At 39.2% G+C, this 21,848-nt stretch carries 19 protein-coding genes and 2 tRNA genes; all 21 read right to left on the bottom strand.

Annotated elements, in window-relative coordinates; translation table 11 throughout:
- Positions 1-51: 51 nt before the first annotated feature.
- The 21 genes from Gferi_RS16820 to spoVG all read right to left on the bottom strand — a co-directional run bounded on the left by Gferi_RS16820 (position 52) and on the right by spoVG (position 21,771).
- Complete coding sequence (locus Gferi_RS16820) at positions 52-2,331, bottom strand: ATP-binding protein (protein ID WP_069978518.1); 2,280 nt, start codon at positions 2,329-2,331, stop codon at positions 52-54.
- A 128-nt stretch (positions 2,332-2,459) separates the two neighbouring features.
- Positions 2,460-2,536 (bottom strand) — tRNA-Asp (locus Gferi_RS16815).
- 4 nt (positions 2,537-2,540) lie between these two features.
- Positions 2,541-2,617 (bottom strand) — tRNA-Met (locus Gferi_RS16810).
- A 69-nt stretch (positions 2,618-2,686) separates the two neighbouring features.
- Positions 2,687-3,616, bottom strand: coding sequence for a Ppx/GppA phosphatase family protein (locus Gferi_RS16805; RefSeq protein WP_069978512.1), 930 nt, complete (start codon positions 3,614-3,616; stop codon positions 2,687-2,689).
- A 63-nt stretch (positions 3,617-3,679) separates the two neighbouring features.
- Positions 3,680-4,120, bottom strand: coding sequence for a S1 domain-containing RNA-binding protein (locus tag Gferi_RS16800; protein ID WP_069978510.1), 441 nt, complete (start codon positions 4,118-4,120; stop codon positions 3,680-3,682).
- A gap of 101 nt (positions 4,121-4,221) precedes the next feature.
- The gene (locus Gferi_RS16795; protein ID WP_069978508.1) at positions 4,222-4,530 is read right to left on the bottom strand and encodes an FtsB family cell division protein; all 309 of its coding nucleotides are present in this window, start codon (positions 4,528-4,530) and stop codon (positions 4,222-4,224) included.
- A gap of 60 nt (positions 4,531-4,590) precedes the next feature.
- Positions 4,591-5,100: a spore cortex biosynthesis protein YabQ gene (gene yabQ / locus Gferi_RS16790; RefSeq protein ID WP_069978506.1), complete on the bottom strand. Its 510-nt coding sequence runs from the start codon at positions 5,098-5,100 to the stop codon at positions 4,591-4,593.
- A 73-nt stretch (positions 5,101-5,173) separates the two neighbouring features.
- Positions 5,174-5,470 carry a sporulation protein YabP gene (gene yabP, locus Gferi_RS16785; protein WP_236932616.1) on the bottom strand — a complete coding sequence of 99 codons (297 nt, stop codon included), beginning with the start codon at positions 5,468-5,470 and terminating at the stop codon, positions 5,174-5,176.
- 66 nt (positions 5,471-5,536) lie between these two features.
- On the bottom strand, positions 5,537-6,523 hold the full coding sequence (locus Gferi_RS16780) for a SpoIID/LytB domain-containing protein (RefSeq protein WP_156782422.1): 987 nt from the start codon (positions 6,521-6,523) through the stop codon (positions 5,537-5,539).
- Between the two features lie 132 nt (positions 6,524-6,655).
- Entirely contained in the window at positions 6,656-6,898 is a 243-nt protein-coding gene (locus Gferi_RS16775) for an RNA-binding S4 domain-containing protein (RefSeq protein WP_069978502.1), read from the bottom strand.
- A gap of 61 nt (positions 6,899-6,959) precedes the next feature.
- Positions 6,960-7,238 carry an HU family DNA-binding protein gene (locus Gferi_RS16770; RefSeq protein WP_069978500.1) on the bottom strand — a complete coding sequence of 93 codons (279 nt, stop codon included), beginning with the start codon at positions 7,236-7,238 and terminating at the stop codon, positions 6,960-6,962.
- 73 nt (positions 7,239-7,311) lie between these two features.
- Positions 7,312-8,799, bottom strand: coding sequence for a bifunctional methyltransferase/pyrophosphohydrolase YabN (yabN, locus tag Gferi_RS16765; protein ID WP_069978499.1), 1,488 nt, complete (start codon positions 8,797-8,799; stop codon positions 7,312-7,314).
- 45 nt (positions 8,800-8,844) lie between these two features.
- Positions 8,845-10,452, bottom strand: coding sequence for a putative polysaccharide biosynthesis protein (locus Gferi_RS16760; protein WP_069978497.1), 1,608 nt, complete (start codon positions 10,450-10,452; stop codon positions 8,845-8,847).
- A gap of 172 nt (positions 10,453-10,624) precedes the next feature.
- Entirely contained in the window at positions 10,625-11,176 is a 552-nt protein-coding gene (gene spoVT / locus Gferi_RS16755; protein ID WP_069978494.1) for a stage V sporulation protein T, read from the bottom strand.
- 206 nt (positions 11,177-11,382) lie between these two features.
- On the bottom strand, positions 11,383-12,330 hold the full coding sequence (locus Gferi_RS16750; protein WP_169833009.1) for a peptidylprolyl isomerase: 948 nt from the start codon (positions 12,328-12,330) through the stop codon (positions 11,383-11,385).
- A 56-nt stretch (positions 12,331-12,386) separates the two neighbouring features.
- Entirely contained in the window at positions 12,387-15,890 is a 3,504-nt protein-coding gene (gene mfd, locus Gferi_RS16745; protein ID WP_236932615.1) for a transcription-repair coupling factor, read from the bottom strand.
- A gap of 93 nt (positions 15,891-15,983) precedes the next feature.
- A complete protein-coding gene (pth, locus tag Gferi_RS16740; protein WP_169833008.1) occupies positions 15,984-16,541 on the bottom strand; it encodes an aminoacyl-tRNA hydrolase in 558 nt (185 codons plus the stop codon).
- A 102-nt stretch (positions 16,542-16,643) separates the two neighbouring features.
- Positions 16,644-18,641 (bottom strand): methyl-accepting chemotaxis protein, encoded by a 1,998-nt coding sequence (locus Gferi_RS16735; RefSeq protein ID WP_069978491.1) that lies wholly within the window; start codon positions 18,639-18,641, stop codon positions 16,644-16,646.
- A gap of 228 nt (positions 18,642-18,869) precedes the next feature.
- Positions 18,870-19,817, bottom strand: coding sequence for a ribose-phosphate diphosphokinase (locus Gferi_RS16730; RefSeq protein ID WP_069978489.1), 948 nt, complete (start codon positions 19,815-19,817; stop codon positions 18,870-18,872).
- Positions 19,818-19,833: 16 nt separating this feature from the next.
- Positions 19,834-21,216 (bottom strand): bifunctional UDP-N-acetylglucosamine diphosphorylase/glucosamine-1-phosphate N-acetyltransferase GlmU, encoded by a 1,383-nt coding sequence (glmU, locus tag Gferi_RS16725; protein ID WP_069978487.1) that lies wholly within the window; start codon positions 21,214-21,216, stop codon positions 19,834-19,836.
- 282 nt (positions 21,217-21,498) lie between these two features.
- A complete protein-coding gene (gene spoVG, locus Gferi_RS16720; protein ID WP_069978486.1) occupies positions 21,499-21,771 on the bottom strand; it encodes a septation regulator SpoVG in 273 nt (90 codons plus the stop codon).
- Between the last annotated feature and the right edge of the window lie 77 nt (positions 21,772-21,848).

Genomic DNA, 21,848 nt, shown 5'->3' with positions numbered 1-21,848 from the left:
TTATCTTTTAAAATTATGCATATGCTAATTAATTACAAGATTTTTCGTTTTCTATGAATAAATATCTGAAAATTCAATATTAATGATTTCTGTCAATTCATTATCAGACCTTATTCTCCCCATGTCATTTTCTTTTTCGGAGATTTTTCGATCAGGCAGGAGTAAAGAAAATGTAGTACCCACATTTTCTTTGCTTTGTACCTCCAAGACCCCCCCCATCTTTTCTACAAGTGCCTTCACAAGAGATAATCCAATTCCGGTTCCTTCACTCCTTCTTGACAGAGAACTATCTACTTGTACAAACCGGTTAAAGATTTTTTCTATTTGATCTTTGGGAATTCCAATTCCCTGATCCTGTACAGATATTTTTATGTAATTTCTTACAACCTCTATCTTCACAATAATCTTACTGTGTTGTGGAGAAAACTTAAATCCATTAGACAATAAATTTAAAAGAATCCGTTCATACATATCTGTATCGATTGCAATTATATGACTTCTTTTAGATGCAACAAATTTTAAAGTGATTTGTTTGCTGGCTGCAAAGAATTGTAGAGAATCTATAATCCCTTTACTTACCTTTACAACATCTGCATTTATGTAATGTATCCGTAAAAAACCCTCTTCTATTTTCGTAATATCTAAAAAGTTATTAATGAGTCGAAGCAATCGATAGGAATTCTGTTTTATCTTTCCAATTAACCGCTTGGCTGAAGGAGATACATCCTCTTGATAATAGGGAGAAAGAAGCATTTGCGTAGCAGCATTTATAATCGCCGTAGGAGACCGTAATTCATGGGAAACAATAGAGAAAAACTCATCTTTTTGTTTCGTTATTTCTTCCATTTTCTTATTATATATCACCTGATTGGTCACATCCGATACCACCACAGCTACATGGGTGGTTTTACCTTCTTTGTCCAAAATAGGTGTATAGATACAATTATAGTATGTATCAATTCGCTTATAATACCTGGCTTCTTCACAAATCTCTCGTCTAGTTTCTGCTGCCTCAACTACTCTTTCTAAAAAAAGTGAATCCTGTAAAATAAATCCTACCTCCTGTACGCTTTTCCCTGTTATTTTCCAATCTGACTCCCCTACTTGCAGCAGTTTCATTAAAAGTTCCGTATTTTTTTGATTAGAAATCTCATAAACTAAATCCGGGTAGGAGATTACTACAGCTGCAACACCTAGGGCATCTAAGATACTGGTTACAAATTCTCTCTGTCTTTTTATATGCTCTTCTCGAATTGTCAGTTCTGAAATATCTGTATAAGTTGTTATAACATATTTAATGTTATTTCTCCGATTCCGCAAGGGTATGCTATTGGCGATTAAATGTCTTTTTTTACCGGTCCTTTTGCATTCCGCCGTAATAATATCTTTTTCAATCTTTTCTCCCCGCAGCACACGATTGACATAATAGTTTTCTACCGGAATTATCTTTCCCTTTTCATCCTTGAGTGTTATATAGACAGTGCTGTCTCCAACCTTCCCGAGCTTCATTTCATCGGAAGATAATCCCAGGAGGTTGTATCCCGATTCATTAGCCATAATGTAGTTTCCTTCTATGTCAGAAATAAGCAACCCATCTGACATATTATTCAATACCGTTTGGAGCAGTTCAGCTTTTTCTGCCAACTCCCTTTTTAGTTTCATTTCTTGCCGAATAGATTTATTTAATTTAGCATTAAGCTCTTCCATTTTTTCCATATAGTTAATATGGTGCAGTTCTCTTTCAATTCCATGTATGGCCGTAATAAGAATGCTGTATAGATTCTTACTGTCCTGCTCAGTGCTGGCGCTGATATCTACTACACCTAAGATTTTTCCATCTGTATTATGAATAGGTGCTGCCAAACAAGTGAGCTGGTGGTAATCTTCTATAAAGTGCTCTGTTCCAACTACTGCATAGGGCTTGTCCAATAAAAGAGCTATCCCTATACCGTTGGTTCCCATATACTCTTCACGCCAACATACACCCGGCTGAACACCAAGCAGATTTAAAATCTGAATTGCATCACCATATGCCCACCGTTGCAAAATATACCCATTTGGATCAGCAACCGCAAAACTGATATCTTTTACCTCTTCCACAGCAGCCAGAACATTGCGCGCATAGGTGTCTACTAGATTTATCAGTATTTTGTTTTCTTCCAGTGCACAGGCTAATTCCTGGGGCGTATACGCAATGATCGGGTTTGATCCCCAGTGGCTTAAGCCATAGGCTTTAGAGCGCTGCCAACTGGCCTTTATCGTTGCCTCTATCTGACCTATTTCAATTCCCTCTGTATTGAAACCCTTCCATTGTTCATATGTAGTTCCCATTAATACTCCCCCTAAAGCGGTTTGCTTTTCATCTAAATTTTACCATATCTTCTTCAAAAATGGTACTGCGCTCATATTGACAAATAAAAAATAAGCAGCCTGCGCTCTAGCAGACTGCTTATTTTTATTGGCGACCCAGAAGGGGCTCGAACCCTCGACCTCCAGCGTGACAGGCTGGCATTCTAACCAACTGAACTACTGGGCCATAATGGTAGCGGCGAGTGGACTCGAACCACCGACCTTCCGGGTATGAACCGGACGCTCTAGCCAACTAAGCTACGCCGCCATTAAACAGTGACAAAATATATAATACAGCAGAAATAATATCTTGTCAATATACTTTTTCTGGCATATTCTAAAACCTCTGTTTTTCTACTTGTTCAAATACAAGACCTTCCAAGTTATCATATTCACTAATTCTTATACTGGCAAAACCCAGCTTTGTAAGCAGCCTATCCAATATGGTTATTCCTGCCGTTATGACATCTGCCCGCTTTGGATGGAGTCCCTTCATCTGTTTTCTTTCTGTCAAAGTACTGCCTGCAACCATTTCCCATAGATCTTTTAGCTGTTGAGTACTTAGGTCAAGGTTATGTATCTGCTCCCGGTCATATACTTCTAGTTTTTTATGCATGGCTCCAAGGGTTGTAGCTGTACCTCCAATCCCAATAACCCGGTCAACGGAGTGTTTTTTTAAGATTTTAATTGCATCTTCAGCAACAGTATCAATTCCTTCAATCAGTTGCTCCATTTCCGCCCTAGTAATCGGATCCACAGTAATATATTTTTCTGTCATCCGCACTGCGCCTAAATTTAAACTCATCAGCTGTTGTATTCCCGCAGGATTGCCTATGATCAGTTCTGTACTTCCCCCACCAATATCTATCACAAGAATTTTTTCATCAGGATCCTTAGAACCCTTTAAAACACCTAAAAAACCAAGGTATGCTTCTCTTTCTCCACTGATAACATCGATATCCACATTTGCAGCTGCCTTGACTTTTTGTATAAAAGCATCCCGGTTTTGGGCATCTCTGACAGCACTGGTAGCAATGACTTGAAGGTTATCAATTCTATTTTGCCGAACGCGCTGAACAAAGTTTGTAATCGCCTTGATACTCCGCTCCATGGCTGCTTCAGACAATACACCGCTCTTATCTACATTCTCTCCGATGCGTGTAGTTTCTAAATCCTTATAGCACTTTACAATTCTATCTTTATCTACATAAGCAATTAACAGCCGAATAGAATTTGTGCCGATGTCTATTGCAGCATAAGGCTTCATAACTTTCCTCCTATAATAGAAATTATAAAACCGAGACATTGGCCTCGGTTAAAATCATCATATTTATTTTATAATCTCTTTACGATTATTGACTCCATTGCCTTTTCCATTGCCTTTTCTATTATCTTTACTGTGCTTTTTTAATTGCTGCTGTTTTTCATCACTGTCCTTGAGGAATTTAGACAGCTTATCTTCGAAGGATAGTCCTCCATCTACACTTTTCTTCTGCCACTCAGCCTGCATTGGCTGACTGCTTTTAATCGGCGGCTTTACTTGTGCTTGTCGAATAGAAAGACTAATTTTTCCATTTCCGTCAACGGAGATTACTTTTACTTTTACTTTTTGCTGCTCTTTTAAATAGTTATGAATATTCTTTACATAATCATCTGCTACCTCAGAGATATGACATAGACCAGTTTTTCCTTCAGGTAATTGAATAAAAGCACCAAAGTTCGTAATGCCTGTCACAGTGCCCTCTATTACTTTTCCGATTTCAACGGGCATAAATTTAATCTTCCTCCTTTTATCTAATCACAACCCTAACTATCACTAATTATAAAGGATAACTATAGGCATGTCAATACAATCCCTCTTTCTCCCAAAAACTACTCATGCTTTGCTTTTTCACTATCGATATATATAATTTCGTGAGGTTTCACCATTTTTAGTTGTTCGCGGGCTACCTTTTCAATAAACTCAGGTGTATTGGACTGTTGAATCTCTTCCTCTAGCCGGAGTACTTCCTGTTTTAATATCGCTACCTGTTCCTGTTTTTCCTGTTCTTGCTGTTGCAAGGCATTTAGTTTGATTTGCTGATTGCCAAAAACCCAAGCAACATATAGAATCACAGAAAAGATGATCATATAGAAAAGACGATTCCCCTTTATAAGGCTTTTCTTTCTCTTTGCACTCATGATCTCATCCCTCTAGAAATGACTTTGTATTATTATTCTATATCAGGATATGAATTCCTGCTACTTTTTTTTCAGGATTTTCATTATATATCTTTTTGCTTTTTTAAAAGTTTTTTTAGGTAGGTTACGGAGACGATGATAGATCTTGGGTACCCAAGCTAATTTTACTTTTATCTCCAATACCATTTTTTTAATTTGTTTTTTCGCTAATCCAAAGGGGTAACATATTGTTTTTACAATTTTTCCAATACCCTTATATATTATACGCAGGACTTTTCGAATGGTTCTTATTACGATATTGCTAAATGTCCAATAATATAAGAGCATTCCTAAGGAGAAACCTAAAAAGCTAAAAAATCGTATCTGTCCCGATGCACTGAACAACAGTACAAACATTGCTACCCCTGCAATGACAATCCAGAAGAAAAAGTCTTGTATCACTGTAGCAATTTTTCCCGGCTTGAAAACACCTCTGAAAACCCTGTATAAATCATAGATAAAACCTATGAGCATGCCTCCATAGGTTGCAGCAAAAAAAATATACAATTGTTCTAGTATAAAATCTCCCATCCAATCCACCTCGAATTCTGCAGAATTTGATCTGGCAGTCTTCACGATATTGAAAAAAATAACCGCCATGCGGTTATTTGAACATTCTTCCTAAAAAGCCTGCACCTTTGTTGCTTGTGCTTTCCTTTTCCGTATACTGCATTGAGTAAATGTGTCCATTAACGACCACATTTCCATCCTCTAAATTTAGCCTACTGATATCTAAGTCTTTTCCTTTTATGATTAAACCTCCCTCAATCGTTTCCAATAATACAATATTTTCATTAAAGCTGGTTACGTGCTCAACACCAGAAACACTGAGCCGCTCACGATTTTCCAGTATAATGCTTTGGCTTTTACTTTTGCTAGTTCTTCTCTCCTCCACCAGCATTCACCTCTTTGCCAACAATATTCTTATACTAAGATATTCTTGTACCTGAATCTTTATTCCAGGTTTTTAGTGCCAAAGCCTGACCAGATTGACATTCTTAAAGTAATAGTGTATGATTTCTTCGGCTATATATCCCTGCTTAGCTAATTCAAGAGCTCCCCACTGCGACATACCTACGCCATGACCAAAACCCCTGCCTTGGATGAGTATACCGTTCTTTTTTACCTCCATATGATCAATTAAAGTTGATCGCATTTTTTTACTTCCAATCTTCATGCGAAATCTTGCCGCTTCTACATCTATTCTACCTATTCGTAATGTTGTTGCTCTTCCGGAAGGTCCTCTCGAAACAATTTCTGCATGATCAATCACGCCCGGGTTCTTTCCTAATTGCTGACATGCATCTTGAACTTCCTTTTTACTAAAGACTGCACGCCATATTCTATATTCTGTCGGTGCATCTAAGGAATCCTGTGAATCCACAACTTTTATGTGGTTCGGTTCATCTCCCATCGTACCAAATCCCTCTCTGGCAAAGGCAGTCTTTCCCCCGCTATGGGCGTGATACCATGTTTTGGCATAGGTACCACCATAGGCAACTACCTGTCCTCTTGTTTGTTCTACCGCTTGAATAATACTTTCATTGACTGCATCCTGGTTCCACGCCTGAGCCTCTGTTACATCACTAGATATATCGGCCCCTTCATATTTTGACTGCCTTGTTAATAAAAAGTCCATTGTAAAAGTTCTAGCAATAATAGCCTGAGCTTTTAAAGCTTCTAGCGGCCAATTATTGGGCATTTCTCCCCCTAAAACTCCCTGAAGATAGGTTTCAAAAGGCAATTCAACAACGTCTCCCCGCGCAAGGATATAAACACGAATAGATGGTTCTCTTCCCTGCAGATCCTCAAATATTTTAGGCAGTGGAAGCTGTCTCCATTCTTCAGCTGTTTCTTCTGTGTCTATTTGATTTAGACTCTCAAAATTCACCAGCCCCATGATCCCTATGCATAGAAGTAAGAATAATCCCCCTCTTATTTTCCAGTTTTTCAATAGTTCCACCGCTTTCTAGCTAACTTGAATTTTACCTATAGTTTTCTTCCTGCATTTGGCCTCTATACAAACAAAGCAGAAGCAATCGAGAGGATTTATATTTGCTTATAAAAATAGCATCCTTATCGGATGCTATTCTATCACTCTGTACATTTCCCTAGAACTTTCCTTTGTCACATGCTCTGAAAGATCTAGTACCTCTACTTTTGTCGCTCTGATCCCGAATTCCAGCGTGATAATATCACCAAGCGCTACTTCTGTACCCGCTTTAGCCACTTTATCATTTACCAGTATTTTTCCCTGATCACAGGCTTCTTTTGCCAGTGTTCTACGCTTGATCAGTCTTGAATTCTTTAAAAATTTATCAATTCTCATTGACACATCGCTCCAACTTAAAAAAAGCAGCCTCGCTGCTTTTTTCGTTTTATGGTTTAAATTAAGCGTTCACCATGTCTTTCAATGCTTTACCAGCTTTGAAAACAGGTGCTTTTGATGCTGGAATATCGATTACTTGCTCAGGATTTCTTGGATTTCTTCCTTGTCTTGCTTTTCTTTCTCTAACATCGAAAGTACCGAATCCAACTAATTGTACTTTGTCGTCCTTTGCAAGAGCCTCTTCTACACTTTTCATAAATGCATTTAGAGAAGCCTCTGCATCTTTCTTTGTCAATCCTGACTTTTCTGCCATGCTGGCAACTAATTCAGCTTTATTCACACTCATAACCTCCTTATGGATTTAGAATACGTATTAGCATATTCTATCTTTTCTTCTAAATTCCTTCTTTTTACTAGTATTTTTTATCATTTTTTTTATTTTTATGTATTTTTGCCATATTCCACATATCATCCATCTCTTGCAATGTCATATCTTCCAGCCTTTTTCCATTTTTTCGTGCCATTTCCTCAATATACGCAAATCTTTCAATAAACTTCTCTGTAGTTCCTTTTAATGCTAATTCTGGATTGACCTTTAAAAACCTTGCTACATTGACTACAGCAAAAATCAAATCTCCAAGTTCTTCTACTATTTTGCCTGTTTCTGATGTTTTGTATACTTCCAGCAGCTCTTGTAGTTCTTCTCGGATTTTATCAATGGCGTCTTCTACATTGTCCCAGTCAAAACCCGCATCTGCTGCCTTTCCTTGCACTTTATAACTTCTCATTAGTGCGGGAAGCTGTTTGGGCACTCTTTTTAAACCTTCTGTATGACTTTTCTCATCCTTCTCCTTCCGTTTCATCTCCTCCCAATTTTGTAGTGCGGCTGTATCAGTATTTACACGGTAGGATCCGAACACATGTGGATGCCTGTAAACCAGTTTTCTGCAGATTCCCGTCAAAACATCTACCATATTAAAATGCCCTGATTCCTCCGCAATACGAGCGTGGAACACAATTTGCAGAAGTAAATCCCCTAGTTCCTCCACCATTAAATCTGAATCTTCTTTCTCAATGGCTTCCAGTACTTCATAGGCCTCCTCAATCAGATACTGCTTCAGACTCTCATGGGTTTGCTTACGATCCCAGGGACAGCCGTCTTTATTTCTTAATTTTGCCATAATCTGAATCAAATTATTCATAGTATAGTATTTTTCTGTATTTTCTTCTATTTTAGGTATATACACACTGGTTAAATAATCCATCCATCCAAATCGATCCAGTTCATAAAGCTTACAGTCTTGTATACGCTCTTCTCCTGGAATGCCGGCCCCTCGAATAATCACGACCGGAGTTTCATCCGGATAATAGTTCATTAACTTAAGTTTAATGTCAGAAGCTACGGCGCTGCTATATACCTGAGTTATAAGCACATCGCCATCCGGATCTGGTATCTGACAGTCTAACTGGAGCCCATCCAGGATTTTTAATCCCTTGATCGGGTCCTTCTTTAATACATGAAGAACAGCTTCTATGAAACTAACCCCCGGAACAAAAACTATGGCTATTTTCATTTCATCAGCTCGCTGAATAAGCTTCTGCACTGAATTTTCTGCAACAAAGGGGCTTCCAGGCACTGCATAAATCACATCTTCTTTTTGGAGCATTTCAAATAGCCTGTCCACAATCGCATCATAAACTTGATCAAAATCAGCAGCCCCTTCATAGAGACTGTCAAAGCTTTCCATTGAAATCCCCAGCGCTCTCAGTTCTTCCACTACGGGATGTTTCTGGGTCCGCAGTATGATTTTTTTTCCACTTTTCAGTCGTTCTACAGCCGTCATCGTAATATAGTCGATGCTTCCGGGCCCCAGACCCAATACTGTCAATTGATATTGCATCCAATCACCTTCTTCTCTAATGGTTCTTCTCCCTCTATCTTCCTATTATTTCCGCAGCAATCCGAAAATACGCAGCAGTTTTACAAGCTTTCTTCCTCCTGGCATCAGATCAAAATCCTCCGTCGTAATGCCTCCAGTAGCCAACAACATCAGGCCATAGACCAGGGCACCTATACCGATGGCAATCACTGCCGTCATACGGTTACCCATCAGGTTTACCAATCGACTGTAAACGAAGAGCACGACCACTGTCATAGAAGTAATCGCAACCAACGGTTTGATCACAAATTGCATTGCATCGAACTTGGTTCGTGTCAGCCTCCTTACTGCAAAAAAGTTGAGTATTGCAGCTACGGCATAGGCCATCACGGTTCCAAAAGCAGCCCCCTTAATATTAATGGATGGAATGCCTGTAAGAACATAGGTTAAAATAACTTTCACTACTGCACCAATAAACAGATTGCATACGGGGACTGTAGGTCTTCCTAGCCCCTGCAAAATTCCAGTAAATGTCTGTACTAAAGTTAGAAAAATTACACCCACTGCCAAAACCGCCAAAGGCGCAGCTGCACTGGCTGCACTTTCCGGCTTTAATGGATATAATAAAAGCATAATTGGCTTAGATAAGGCTACTAGACCGGCAGCCGCCGGCAAACCGATTAATAGGGCTACCCTCGTCCCCGTTTGTATGGTATTTTGAACCTGCAAGCGGTCTCGTCTTTGACTGGCTTCCGATATGGCCGGTACTAGGCTCATTGCCAACGCTACTGTTAAAATCTGGGGTAAATTGATAATCGTCATGGCCATACCTGTTAATTGCCCATACATATCATTGGCTTGTTCATAGGTAAAACCAATTGTTTGCAGTCTTCTTACGACGATTGCCACATCTATCATATTCATCGTCGGTATGATCGCCGCACCTACGGTAATAGGCACTGCAATGGTCAATAGTTTGTAAATAATTTTCCCCCAAGAATCCTGTTTGTGAACGGGCGTTCCCCGAAGCTCATTTAAAATACCGCTCCTTCTACGGAAGTAAATGAAAACAATCGCGACTGCACCAATAACACCGCCAGCAGCTGCCCCGAAAGAAGCTCCAGCAGCAGAGATCTCCAGTCCTCTATCTAAAAGCATAATCGCAAGACTTAATCCCACTACCACTCTGGCAAATTGTTCAGCAACCTGTGAAATAGCTGTTGGCGTCATATCCTGACGCCCTTGGAAAAAACCTCTAAAAGCAGACATGACTGGTACAAAAAGTAATGCAGGTGCAATTGCTACCATAGAATAATAGGCACCAGGACTTTTGATTAAATCGACGATGACTTTTGCCCCAAAAAATAAGATGGATGAAGTAAGAATCCCCGTAATAAACAATAGAATGAAGGACACTTTAAAGACCTTAAAGGCACCATGTCTATCCCCAATTGCATTTTTCTCCGAAACAAGCTTTGAAATTGCGGTGGGAATCCCCGCAGTGGATACGGTCAGCAGCAGTACATAGATGGGATAAGCTGCCTGATAATATCCAAATCCAGTAGCGCCAATGATATTTCCCAAAGGAATTCTGAAAAAAGCACCCATAATTTTTACAATCATTCCGGCAATACCCAATATAACTGCACCTTTTAAAAACGACTTATTACTCATTCCTTTTCCTCCACTCCCAAATCTACTGAGCATATAACTATTAAAACCAAATCTATTATATCAGAAATAAAGAATCCTTGTTATAGAGAAATCCCGTTAAATGTATTCTAACCACAAATAAAAAGTAGTAGCAAAATGCTACTACATAATTATGTATTATGCCCTCATAGATTTATTGTTCCATTTGCTTTCCTAAAAAACTAGCTGCAGTTTCCGCGACTTTTAATTCTAGTTCACTCATAGGCTTTGCAGGATCTTTGGATACAAGTAAAACGGCACCAATGGGATCTCCCTGCGTAATAATCGGTGCAATTACTTGAGATGTAAACTTTCTTTCCTCTCCTTCATCTGCAGCAAGTGGTGTAGTTCTTTCCTTTTCAGTAATGATGAGGGCTTTTTTATCTTCCATGGTCTTCTCCAATGCCTTACTTACACGCTTGTCCAAATATTCCTTTTTAGATCCTCCGGCTACTGCAATGATTGTATCCCTATCTGCAATCACAGTCATGTGTCCTAGAGCATCATTTAAGGATTCCGCATATTCTGTTGCAAATTCTGTTAATTCTCCGATCGGTGAGTATTTTTTCAAAATCACTTCGCCTTCTCGATCTGTAAATATTTCCAAAGGGTCCCCTTCTCTTATTCTTAGTGTACGTCTTATTTCCTTGGGAATTACAACTCTACCTAAATCGTCAATTCTTCTAACAATGCCTGTCGCTTTCACTCAATTTCCCTCCTAAATATCCTTAATGTAGACTGTACCTCGTAAGCTTATTATTTTACTAGGATACGTTTTTTATACATCTATGGGAATATTTCTGTTGTTATGGTATTTTATTACGTTTATAACTGAATTATAAAAATTCATAAAATAAAAGTTCTCTCCTTCCTATGCAGTAAGAGAGAACTTTTATTTTATAATATTTTTAGTTATTGAATTTTATCCATATATCTTTCAATTTTTGCTTCTTTCGTTAATTCATCAATCACATAATCGATCTTCGCATCACGCTTCATTTCTTCTTTCATATCTTGTACATCCAATACTTCAATGATATGATAACCAAATTGAGTTTTTACCGGTTCACTTATCTCACCAATATTTAAAGAAAAAGCCATATCTTCAAATTCTTTTACCATAATTCCCTTAGGGAAAAAGCCTAAATCTCCTCCCTGCACGGCAGACCCTGTATCCTTAGAATATTGTGTGGCTAGTGTTGCAAAATCTTCTCCATTACGAATTCTACTTACTAAATCTTTCGCTTCTTCCTCAGTCTCTACCAAAATATGTCTTGCTCTTACCTGTAGTTGGTAATCTACATATTTCTCGCTGTTCTCTGCTATATATTTTTCAATTTCTTCATCAGATACAGTTATACTTTGTCCAACATGCGCTACAAATTCTTCCATATAAGCACTAGATACAAAAAATTTTCTGATAAAAGCTTCATCAATTTGGTTCTCTTCGTAGTATTTTTTCTTTTCCGGTTGACTGTTTAATCGTTCTACTTGTTTTTGATACTCCGTATCGATTGCATCCTGATTAATTTGAAGGCTTTGCTTTTCAACATATTGCTTTAATAATTCATCTCGAATTAATCTTTCCACTAAATTCTCCTGAACAACTTGAAGAAAAGTCTTTTTATCTTGATAAATCTGACTCCATATTTTATCTCCATAGGATGCTTCTAATTCATACTTGATCATGGCAAAATTCTTCCGATATTCCTCATAGCTTATAGGGGTATCATTTACCTTCGCCACAGTGTCCTCATCTCCCACACTTCCTCCCTTTGGCTGACAGCCGCCTAGAAGAAGAGTAAATACTGTTAACGTAATGATCAGCAGCAATAAGCTTTTGTTTCTCTTAAAATTCACGTAATCCTCTCCCTTATTTTCCTTTTCTTTGCTCTTATTTTCCATTATATAAGAATTTATTTTTTATGGAAACCACTAATTTTTTCTAAGAATCCTTGGATTTCTTTAAGTCTTAGGCTAAAATCTTCGTATTTCAGCTGTATTGAAGGGCTTATTCCTGCATGTAAATGAATCCTATTTCCAAACTGATCGAGAATTTTTGCTACCATCTCCGGCTTCACCCGGTGAGCCTCATCAAATTGAAGTTTTACAAATGTCTCACTTTCAGATACTTGTATGACGCCGCAGCATTGGGCCAGAGTTTTAATGTATGCAATGAGAATCAGGTTCCGGACTGCCTCTGGTATGGTTCCAAATCGATCCTCCAATTCTTCTTCAATGTCATATACATCCTGCTGGTCCCGTATAGATGCAATTTTCTTATAGACTTCTAGCTTATAGTTTTCATTTTCAATGTAATTTTCCGGTATAAAAGCATTCACATTAATTTCAATAGTTGTATCAACGGGTTTTAAGATTTCATCACCTTTCATCTCATGGATCGTGTCTTCCAATAGCTTACAATACAAATCATAGCCGATCGCAGCCATGTGTCCGTGCTGCTCAGCCCCCAGAAGATTTCCCGCCCCCCGGATTTCCAAATCCCTCATGGCAATCTTAAAACCTGAGCCAAACTCGGTAAATTCTTTAATGGCCTTTAGCCTTTTTTCCGCTACCTCTGTCAGCACCTTGTCCTTTTGGTAAGTAAGATAACTATACGCCATCCGGTCCGATCTCCCTACCCGGCCTCTCAGTTGGTACAATTGAGATAAACCCATTTTGTCTGCATCATAAATAATAATGGTATTTACATTTGCAATATCCAATCCGGTTTCGATGATAGTCGTACACAGCAGCACATCATGTTCTCCTGCCAGAAAATCAATCATTACATTTTCTAGCTCCCTCTCACTCATTTGTCCATGAGCTACGGCCAGCTTTATTTCCGGCAGCATCTTCCTCAGCTTCCCAGCCATTTGCTGTATCCCTTTTACCCGATTAAATACAAAGTAAACTTGCCCGCCTCGGCTGATTTCCCTTAGAATGGCATCCCGAATCATCTCCTCTTGATACTCTAAAACATAGGTTTGTACAGGATACCGCTCCTCGGGAGGTTCCTCAATAACGCTCATATCCCTCAGACCAATCAAAGACATGTGCAACGTCCTAGGTATAGGTGTTGCAGTTAGGGTTAATACATCTACATTTTTACGGATCTGTTTTAATGCCTCTTTATGCTTTACACCAAATCGCTGCTCTTCATCTATAATAAGCAGTCCTATATCCTTAAATTGTACATCCTGTGAGAGGATTCTGTGAGTACCGATTACAATATCAATATTTCCTACCCGCAGACTTTCAATAATGTGCTCTTGCTGTGCTTCCGTCCGAAAACGGCTTAGCATTTCTACAGAAACAGGAAATTGACTAAAGCGCTGTACGAAGGTATTGTAGTGCTGTTGAGCCAATATGGTAGTGGGCACTAGAAAAGCTACTTGTTTTCCCTCCATGACACATTTGAATGCAGCCCGGATTGCAATCTCTGTTTTTCCATAGCCAACATCACCGCACAACAATCTATCCATAGGAGCCGGCTTCTCCATGTCGTCTTTCACTTCACGAATACATCTGAGCTGATCTTGGGTTTCTTCGAAGGGAAACATATCCTCAAACTGCACCTGCCAAGGAGTATCCTTTGCAAATGCATAACCCACTAAAGTCTTCCGCACTGCATACAAAGCAATTAAATCTCTTGCCATGTCTTCAATGGCACCCTTCACTCTGGCCTTCGTTTTTTTCCATTCTATTCCGCCCAGTTTATTGAGTTTAGGTGTACCGTCATCAGCACCGATATATTTCTGCACCAGATCCATCTGCTCAATCGGTACGTAAAGCAAATCACCGTCGCCATATTTCATTTTTAAATAGTCTTTTTTTGCACCTTGAACTTTTAGCTGCTCAATCCCTACATATTTCCCAATACCATGATTTTCATGAACAACATAATCCCCGATACTAAGATCCATAAAGGATTTTATCGGTCTTGCATCCTTCCGCTTAGCAGTCTGCTTCTTCTTTTTAGATACACCAAAAATTTCGTTGTCTGTTATGGTGATAAATCTATCTGAATAATATTCAAATCCTTTTGTAAGGCTCCCCGCTAAGATTATAATCTGCCCCGGCTGGAGCACTTCTTCTCCAATCCCTGAACGAACCCCTTCAATACCTAATTCTATTAAACTTTCCAGCAGCCTCTTTCGCCTGTCTTCAGTGCCACACAACAAGATCGTCTTATAGCCGCGAATTTTTAGGTTTTTGACCTCTTCTGCCAAAAGGTCGATTTTGCCATGAAAGGTCTGTGTCATTCGAGTAGAGAAGTTGATAATCGTTTTGGGTTGAAAATCAGGATTATCCTTTGGTAAACTGCTCAACACAAAACTTTGCTTTTTTTCTATACTGCGAAGAATTTCCTCATAGTCTGCTACAATCATCCCTTGCTCCGGCAGTACTTCTCCTTTTTCCAACAGTGCCTTAAAAGTTTCTTGAAACTCTTTATGCTTGTTTTGCGCCTTTTCCTTTATACGAGAAGGTTCGTCAACAAAAATAAATGCGTTCCTTTGAAGATAATCCGTTAACAGGTATGTTTCCTCAAAAATAAAATCGATATAATTCTCTATTCCTTTGGGCAGGCTGCCACTTTCTAATTGCTCAACAACCTCTCCAATTTTTTCTGCTAACTTGCGGCTGCGATCCCCTTTCAGTTTTTTCATGGTTCCCTGCAACGCAAGCTTCAGTTTTTGAATCCCCCGTTCTCGATTATGCTCATTTAAGAGAATTTCCTGAATCGGTGTAATAGACACCTCTTTAACTTTCTCTACCGAAAGTTGATTCTCTAAATCAAAGGTCCGAATCGAGTCAACTTCTTCATCAAAAAATTCGATTCGATAAGGCATATCCGTTACAACGGGATAAAAGTCTACAATTCCCCCGCGAATGCTAAATTGTCCCTTCGCTTCCACCCGTGTTACCCGCTCATAGCCTAATTGAGTAAAAACCCATAGCAGCTTCTCCATGGATACGGATTCTCCGTAACGGATTACCTGTGCCCTTTCTCGGAAAAGTTCCTTTGGCATTAATCGACTCATAATACTCTCAACGGATGCTACCACAATACATTGTTCCTCATTGGCGATCTTATTCAGAGTTTTCATTCGTTCCTCTAAAAGCTGATGACTGTGCGCATCAATATGGTAAAATACAGTCTCAGCAGCAGGAAAAAAGCAAGCTCTATCTCCCATAAAGAACTTCAGATCCTCGTAGATTTTTTTTGCTTGCATCTCTTGATCTGTAATCACCAGACATTGCCTTCCGTAAATCTGGCTCAGAGAAAAAGCAATATGTGGGATCTGCGAGTCGATTAGACCATGGATGGTAGCGGGAGACCACTGTTTTTCAATAGTCATATGAAGCTGATTATATTCTTGAAAGTTTTTTACAGCTTCTAAAAATATTTTCTGCAAGCGCCTTCACTTCCCCTTATCTATACGCAAACAGCCTTAGCCCAGGTTCTATTACCTGGGCCTACCTTTGCATCTTGCATTATCATCCTATAATTATTTATTATATTGATTCATAGCTGTTTGAATACCTTCTTTTATAAATACTTCCACAGCTTCAGCTGCATCACGAACAGTAATATCGATTAACTCTCTTTCCTCTTTCACAATTCGTCCCAACACATAGTCTGCAAGGTTTCCGAATTTGGGTTTTCCAATACCAATGCGGACTCTAGGAAAATCGTCGGTTTGTATTTCATAAATAATAGACCGCATTCCATTATGGGTTCCCGCACTTCCCTTTGTACGGATCCTTAGCTTCCCTGTTTCAATGTCGATATCATCATAAACTACAATAATCTGCTTTGGATCTAGCTTATAGAAGTTTACGATCTCTAATAAACTATGTCCGCTTAAATTCATATAGGTTTGTGGTTTTACCAGCAGTACTTTCTGATTTCCAATAAATCCTTCTCCGACAAGGGCTTTAAATTTAATTTTATTTACAGGGATTTGATTTCGGTCGGATAGAAGATCAATCACCTCGAAACCAACATTGTGCCTTGTCCCCGTATACTGTCTGCCTGGATTTCCCAGACCAACGATCACAATCATTTGGAACATCCTTTCTATATTTGCAGTCATTCATTATTATACCACAATTCTATCTTTCCCGTGCAAAATGCCATAGAAAAAGCAGCTTAAAAGCTGCTTTTTCTATATTTTAAATTTATTTAATTCGTTGCTTAAATGGCTGGCTAATCCATTCAGTTTGTCTGCTGCCTGTGCCACCTCATCTACTGCAGAGGTCTGCTGCTGCATGGAAGCCGTTACTTCCTGGGAGGAGGCCGCAGTCTCTTCCGAAACTGCAGATATATTTTCTATAGCAGCTACAATGTTTTGTCCGTCTTGGTTTACCTCTCCTACATATGTACCAATGCCTTCTATCTTTTCATTAATCGACTGAATAGATTTTGAGATTTCTCCAAAGGCTCTGTTTACTTCTTCTACCGCACTTCCCTGTTCTTTATTTCTTTCCTTTACATCCTGCATGATTTCCACCGTGGTTTTACTGTGTTCTTGAATACCCACTACAATCCTTTGGATTTCATCAGCTGATTTGCCAGACTGCTCCGCAAGCTTTCGGATCTCATCAGCTACTACAGCAAAACCTCTTCCTGCATCTCCTGCTCTTGCAGCTTCTATGGCTGCATTTAACGCCAATAGGTTGGTTTGCTCCGCAATGGTACTGATGGTTTGCAGAATCGTTCCGATATGCTGAGACTGGCCGTCTAGTTCCGTCACTGCTGTCACAATCCGCTCCGTAGCATCATTATTAAGTTTTGTTTTCTCTTTTAGCGCCTCTACGGTTTCTACGCCTTTATGATTGGCTTTCATTACATCTGATGAAACTTCCAGCATTTTACTGGTGCTTTCCCCTAACTTCTCCATCTTCCCTGCAAGACTAGCTACTAATCCGGAGCCTTTTTCTGCTTCCCCTGCCTGTTCTGAAGCCCCTTTGGCAATCTCTTCTACCGTTCTGGCCACTTCCTCAGCCGAAGCACTGGTTTCTTCAGCCGTTGCTGCCAAGGTCTCTGCCGAACCTGTTACCTCTGCAGCCACCTGTCTTACCTGATGAACCAAATTCTTTAGCCCCTCTGCCATTACATTAAAGCTTTCTGCTAAGGCGCCTACTTCATCCGTCGTCTTGATCTGACTTCGTACAGTAAAGTCTCCTTCTTTAATCCGCTCCATATCCTTGGACAGCTTGTGAATCGGCTTTGCTATGCTGTTGGCAAGCCATATCGACACAGCCGTTCCAAGTATCAGTGCAAGAATTCCAATGATGAGGGTTGCATAGAGCATACTGACATACTGCTGACGAATTTCCTTGATATACATGATGGACACAACTCTCCAGCCCATTTTTTCGATAGTATGGAAAACTGCAAACTTCTGTTCCATTACACCTTTTTCTTCCATTTTATAATCTATGATTGCCTCTGATTGTTTTTTCATAGCCTCTGATAACGCAGGAATAGGGATAGGTTGTCCGATCAGATCAGGATTCGGGTGCGTCATGGTGTTGCCGTTGCGATCTACTAAAACTACATATCCTAACTCACCCATTTTAATATTGTTAATCATATTGGATAGGTTTTCCAAAGATATATCGATTGCTGCCACACCTACAAAAGCATTCCCATTTTTAGCATTATATACAGGCTTAGCCACAGAAATGATTACCTTATCGCTGCCTGCATCTGTATAGGGTTCTGTCCATATAGCTTTGTTCTGTCTCACAGCTTCCTGATACCAGGGCCTCAAGGTGGGATCGAAATCAGCGGACAAACTTTGGGCTGGATAAATATACATCTTCTTCTCCGGCGTTCCTATATAAACATTCATGATATCCGGATAAGATTTCGCAATATTTTCAAATACCTGCAGCGCTTCCAATTCTAAATCTTCACTCGAAGTAATTTGCTCAATGTGTGTGTCCCTAGAAAGCATGTCTATATTACCCTCCATGCCATTCACAAAAACATTAACCATATTGCTGATTTCCCTATCGGTTAGGAATGTGCTCTGCTTCAGATTCTCTTTCATTAAATCTACTGATTCTGTAAAAACCCTTATTCCCAGTACAGTCATGGGTATTGTGATCAATAGGATAAAGCTCACAATCAGCTTAAGGCGAATTCCACCCTTCATATATCGTTGTTCCCCTTCCTTTGCTCTATTTTTGTATATAGCCTTTTAAGTCCTCACTTTCTAAAAATTTATTTCTACATAATTTGTCGACATGTTATGAAATTTTTTTATATTTTTCAGCAATCCATTATATACCATTTGCCTAGAATTCCATATCCTACTTTTTTCCTATTTGTGCATCACCGATGCAAAAAAAAAGGTGGAGTAAATTCTCCACCTTTGGAATGATTAATCAAACAGCTTGCTCACTGACATATTTTCATAAATCCGCTTAATTGCCTCCGCAAAAACTGGTGCTACCGATAGGGTCTTGATATTTTTCAACTGTTTTTCTTCTGGCAGCGGTATGGTATCAGTAATAATTAACTCTTTAATTACAGAACTCTCAATTCGCTCTATGGCTGGCCCTGATAATACAGGATGTGTACAGCAAGCGTATACTTCTTTTGCTCCGAAATCTTTCAATGCTTTTGCCCCCTGGGTAATGGTACCGGCAGTATCAATCATATCATCTACCAGAATCACATTTTTCCCCTCTATTTCTCCGATGATATTCATTACTTCAGATACATTGGCCTTTGGCCTTCTTTTATCAATAATCGCAATAGGCGTATCCAGTAAATTCGCAAGACTTCTGGCTCTGGTTACACTGCCCAAATCAGGGGATACAACAACTACATCTTCTAAATGGAGGGCTCTAAAGTATTCTGCCAGAATGGGCACACCCAACAGATGATCTACAGGAATGTCAAAATAACCCTGAATTTGAGCTGCATGCAGGTCCATTGATAATACTCTATCCGCCCCTGCTGTCGTAATCAGATCCGCAACTAATTTTGCAGTAATAGGATCTCGTGCCTTTGCCTTTCGATCCTGTCTTGCATAACCATAGTATGGAATCACTGCTGTAATTGCTCCTGCTGAAGCTCTTTTGAAAGCATCAATCATAATTAATAATTCCATCAAATGCCTATTTACCGGTGCACTGGTAGACTGAACTACAAACACATGGGCACCTCTAACGGTCTCGTTAATATTTACAGCAATTTCTCCATCACTAAAAGATCCTACTTGCGCACAACCAAGGCTTACACCTAACTCCTTACAGATATTTAATGCTAAAGCATTACTGGCATTACCTGCAAAAACCTTAATATTTTGTCCTTTGACATTCATTTGTAACCCTCCCAAACTAATCTTTTTTCAACAATCCTTTACGTTCAACCCAACCTTGCTTATTTTCCTGCTTTGCTCTTGCAACAGATAGTGCTCCAGCTGGAACTGTTTTAGTAATTGTAGAGCCTGTAGCAATATATCCATTTTTCTCTACGGTTACCGGTGCAACTAAATTCACATTACTTCCTACAAAAGCATTGTCTTCGACAATGGTTCTATGTTTGTTTTTACCGTCATAGTTTACAAATACAACACCACACCCTATATTGACATTTTTACCAACTTCTCCATCCCCTATGTAAGCCAAATGGGAAGCTTTTGAATAATCTCCAAGGGTAGAATTCTTAACTTCAACAAAATCTCCTATTTTCACATGCTTTCCCAACCTGCTGTTCGGCCGGAGATATGCATAAGGACCAATATGACAATCGTCCTCTACAAAGCTATCTTTTAAAGTAGAACTTTGTACTTCTACGCGATCCTTCAAAACACAGTTCTCTATATAACAATTATGACCAACGATACAATCTTCGCCTATTCTAGTATTCCCCTTGATAATAGCCCCTGGATAAATGATTGTATCTCTTTGTATTTGCACAGTCTTATCAATATAAGTATTTTGAGGATCAATAATGGTAACACCGGACTCCATTAGTTGTGTTAAAATTCGCATCCGCATCATTTCTTCTGCTTCAGCCAATTGTACCCTTGAATTCACACCCATGATATCCGTACTGTCTTTGATTGTAAACGCGCCTACTCTATAGCCCTGACGATTCAGAATCTCCACTACATCGGTAATATAATATTCTTTTTGGGCGTTATCATTCGTTAACTGTTTTAATGCTTCTTTTAAGAGCTTACTTTCATAGCAGTAAATGCCTGAATTAATTTCCCGAATCGCTTTTTCTGCTGCTGCAGCATCTTTTTGTTCTACAATTCGTTCTACTTTTCCATCGATACCCCTCACAATTCTACCATATCCTGTAGGATCTTCCAGAATTGCGGTCAATACCGTGGCTTGATAACCCCCTTCTTTATGGAAAGCAATCAAATCTTGAATCACACTCCCCCGTATTAAAGGTGTGTCCCCATAAAGAAGCAAAACTAAGCCTTCTTCCGGAAGCAAATGCTCCGTTTGCATCACAGCATGACCTGTACCCAGCTGGTCTGTCTGCAGTGCAAAGGATACGCTTCTATGTTCGGTAGCCTTCTTTACCAATTCTGCTTCATGCCCTATTACCAGTATAGTTTGCTCTGCAGAAATTCCCTCTTCTGCAACATCAATTACATGCTCAACCATCGGTTTACCACATACCTGATGCAAAACCTTAGGAATCTTTGATTTCATTCGTGTTCCAGCACCTGCAGCTAAAATAACCGCTGTTATTTTACTCATTTATGCCACTCCTTATTATACATGATTTTTAAAGTTTATTGTATACAGGATTCATTTTTTATTTTTATTATATAGAACTATAATTAGTATATGTAGGTAAACTTTTTCCCGTTCAATAGTATACCACTTTTTGTTTGAAACATCATCAAGGTTTTTCGAGTTTTTTCTTTATGTTTCTCCACAAGCTCTCAGACACAAAAAAACTATGGTCGCCCTTTAGACTTCCATAGCTTTATTTCGACTAAAAGGAGTATAGATCATGTCCATGATCTATACTCCTTTTTACTCTTCTTCTTTCTCATCCTTTACTTTTTCGTACTCAGAAAAGATTGCATCCTGCAATCGTGTTCTTGTCTCTGAGTTGATTGGATGGGCGATATCACGAAAATCTCCCTCACCCATCTTTCTGCTGGGCATAGCGATAAATAATCCGTTCTGTCCTTCGATAATCTTGATATCATGTACAACAAATTCATTATCAAAAGTTACTGATACTATTGCTTTCATTTTTCCTTCATCGTTAATCTTGCGAATTCGCACGTCAGTAACCTTCATAGGGTTCACCACCTTCCCGGTCCGGGCTAACTAAGATGATTAACTTATTCTCTAAAAATTTCCAATCTCCTGCTTGT

The organism is Geosporobacter ferrireducens, assembly GCF_001750685.1.
GTDB classification, from domain to species: domain Bacteria; phylum Bacillota; class Clostridia; order Peptostreptococcales; family Thermotaleaceae; genus Geosporobacter; species Geosporobacter ferrireducens.
The sequence above is the reverse complement of the archived record's forward strand: the minus strand, read 5'-3'. Positions and strand labels throughout refer to the sequence as shown.

What these genes read in the sequence shown, in the direction of transcription:
- pth (WP_169833008.1), bottom strand. Translation starts at nt 16,541, where the DNA reads ATGATTGTGATCGTTGGTCTGGGAAATCCAGGCAGACAGTATACGGGG.
- yabP (WP_236932616.1), bottom strand. Translation starts at nt 5,470, where the DNA reads ATGCTGGTGGAGGAGAGAAGAACTAGCAAAAGTAAAAGCCAAAGCATT.
- yabQ (WP_069978506.1), bottom strand. Translation starts at nt 5,100, where the DNA reads ATGGGAGATTTTATACTAGAACAATTGTATATTTTTTTTGCTGCAACC.
- Gferi_RS16820 (WP_069978518.1), bottom strand. Translation starts at nt 2,331, where the DNA reads ATGGGAACTACATATGAACAATGGAAGGGTTTCAATACAGAGGGAATT.
- Gferi_RS16730 (WP_069978489.1), bottom strand. Translation starts at nt 19,817, where the DNA reads ATGAATGTCAAAGGACAAAATATTAAGGTTTTTGCAGGTAATGCCAGT.
- spoVG (WP_069978486.1), bottom strand. Translation starts at nt 21,771, where the DNA reads ATGAAGGTTACTGACGTGCGAATTCGCAAGATTAACGATGAAGGAAAA.
- Gferi_RS16775 (WP_069978502.1), bottom strand. Translation starts at nt 6,898, where the DNA reads ATGAGAATTGATAAATTTTTAAAGAATTCAAGACTGATCAAGCGTAGA.
- Gferi_RS16760 (WP_069978497.1), bottom strand. Translation starts at nt 10,452, where the DNA reads ATGAGTAATAAGTCGTTTTTAAAAGGTGCAGTTATATTGGGTATTGCC.
- glmU (WP_069978487.1), bottom strand. Translation starts at nt 21,216, where the DNA reads ATGAGTAAAATAACAGCGGTTATTTTAGCTGCAGGTGCTGGAACACGA.
- yabN (WP_069978499.1), bottom strand. Translation starts at nt 8,799, where the DNA reads ATGCAATATCAATTGACAGTATTGGGTCTGGGGCCCGGAAGCATCGAC.
- Gferi_RS16735 (WP_069978491.1), bottom strand. Translation starts at nt 18,641, where the DNA reads ATGAAGGGTGGAATTCGCCTTAAGCTGATTGTGAGCTTTATCCTATTG.
- Gferi_RS16805 (WP_069978512.1), bottom strand. Translation starts at nt 3,616, where the DNA reads ATGAAGCCTTATGCTGCAATAGACATCGGCACAAATTCTATTCGGCTG.
- Gferi_RS16800 (WP_069978510.1), bottom strand. Translation starts at nt 4,120, where the DNA reads ATGCCCGTTGAAATCGGAAAAGTAATAGAGGGCACTGTGACAGGCATT.
- Gferi_RS16795 (WP_069978508.1), bottom strand. Translation starts at nt 4,530, where the DNA reads ATGAGTGCAAAGAGAAAGAAAAGCCTTATAAAGGGGAATCGTCTTTTC.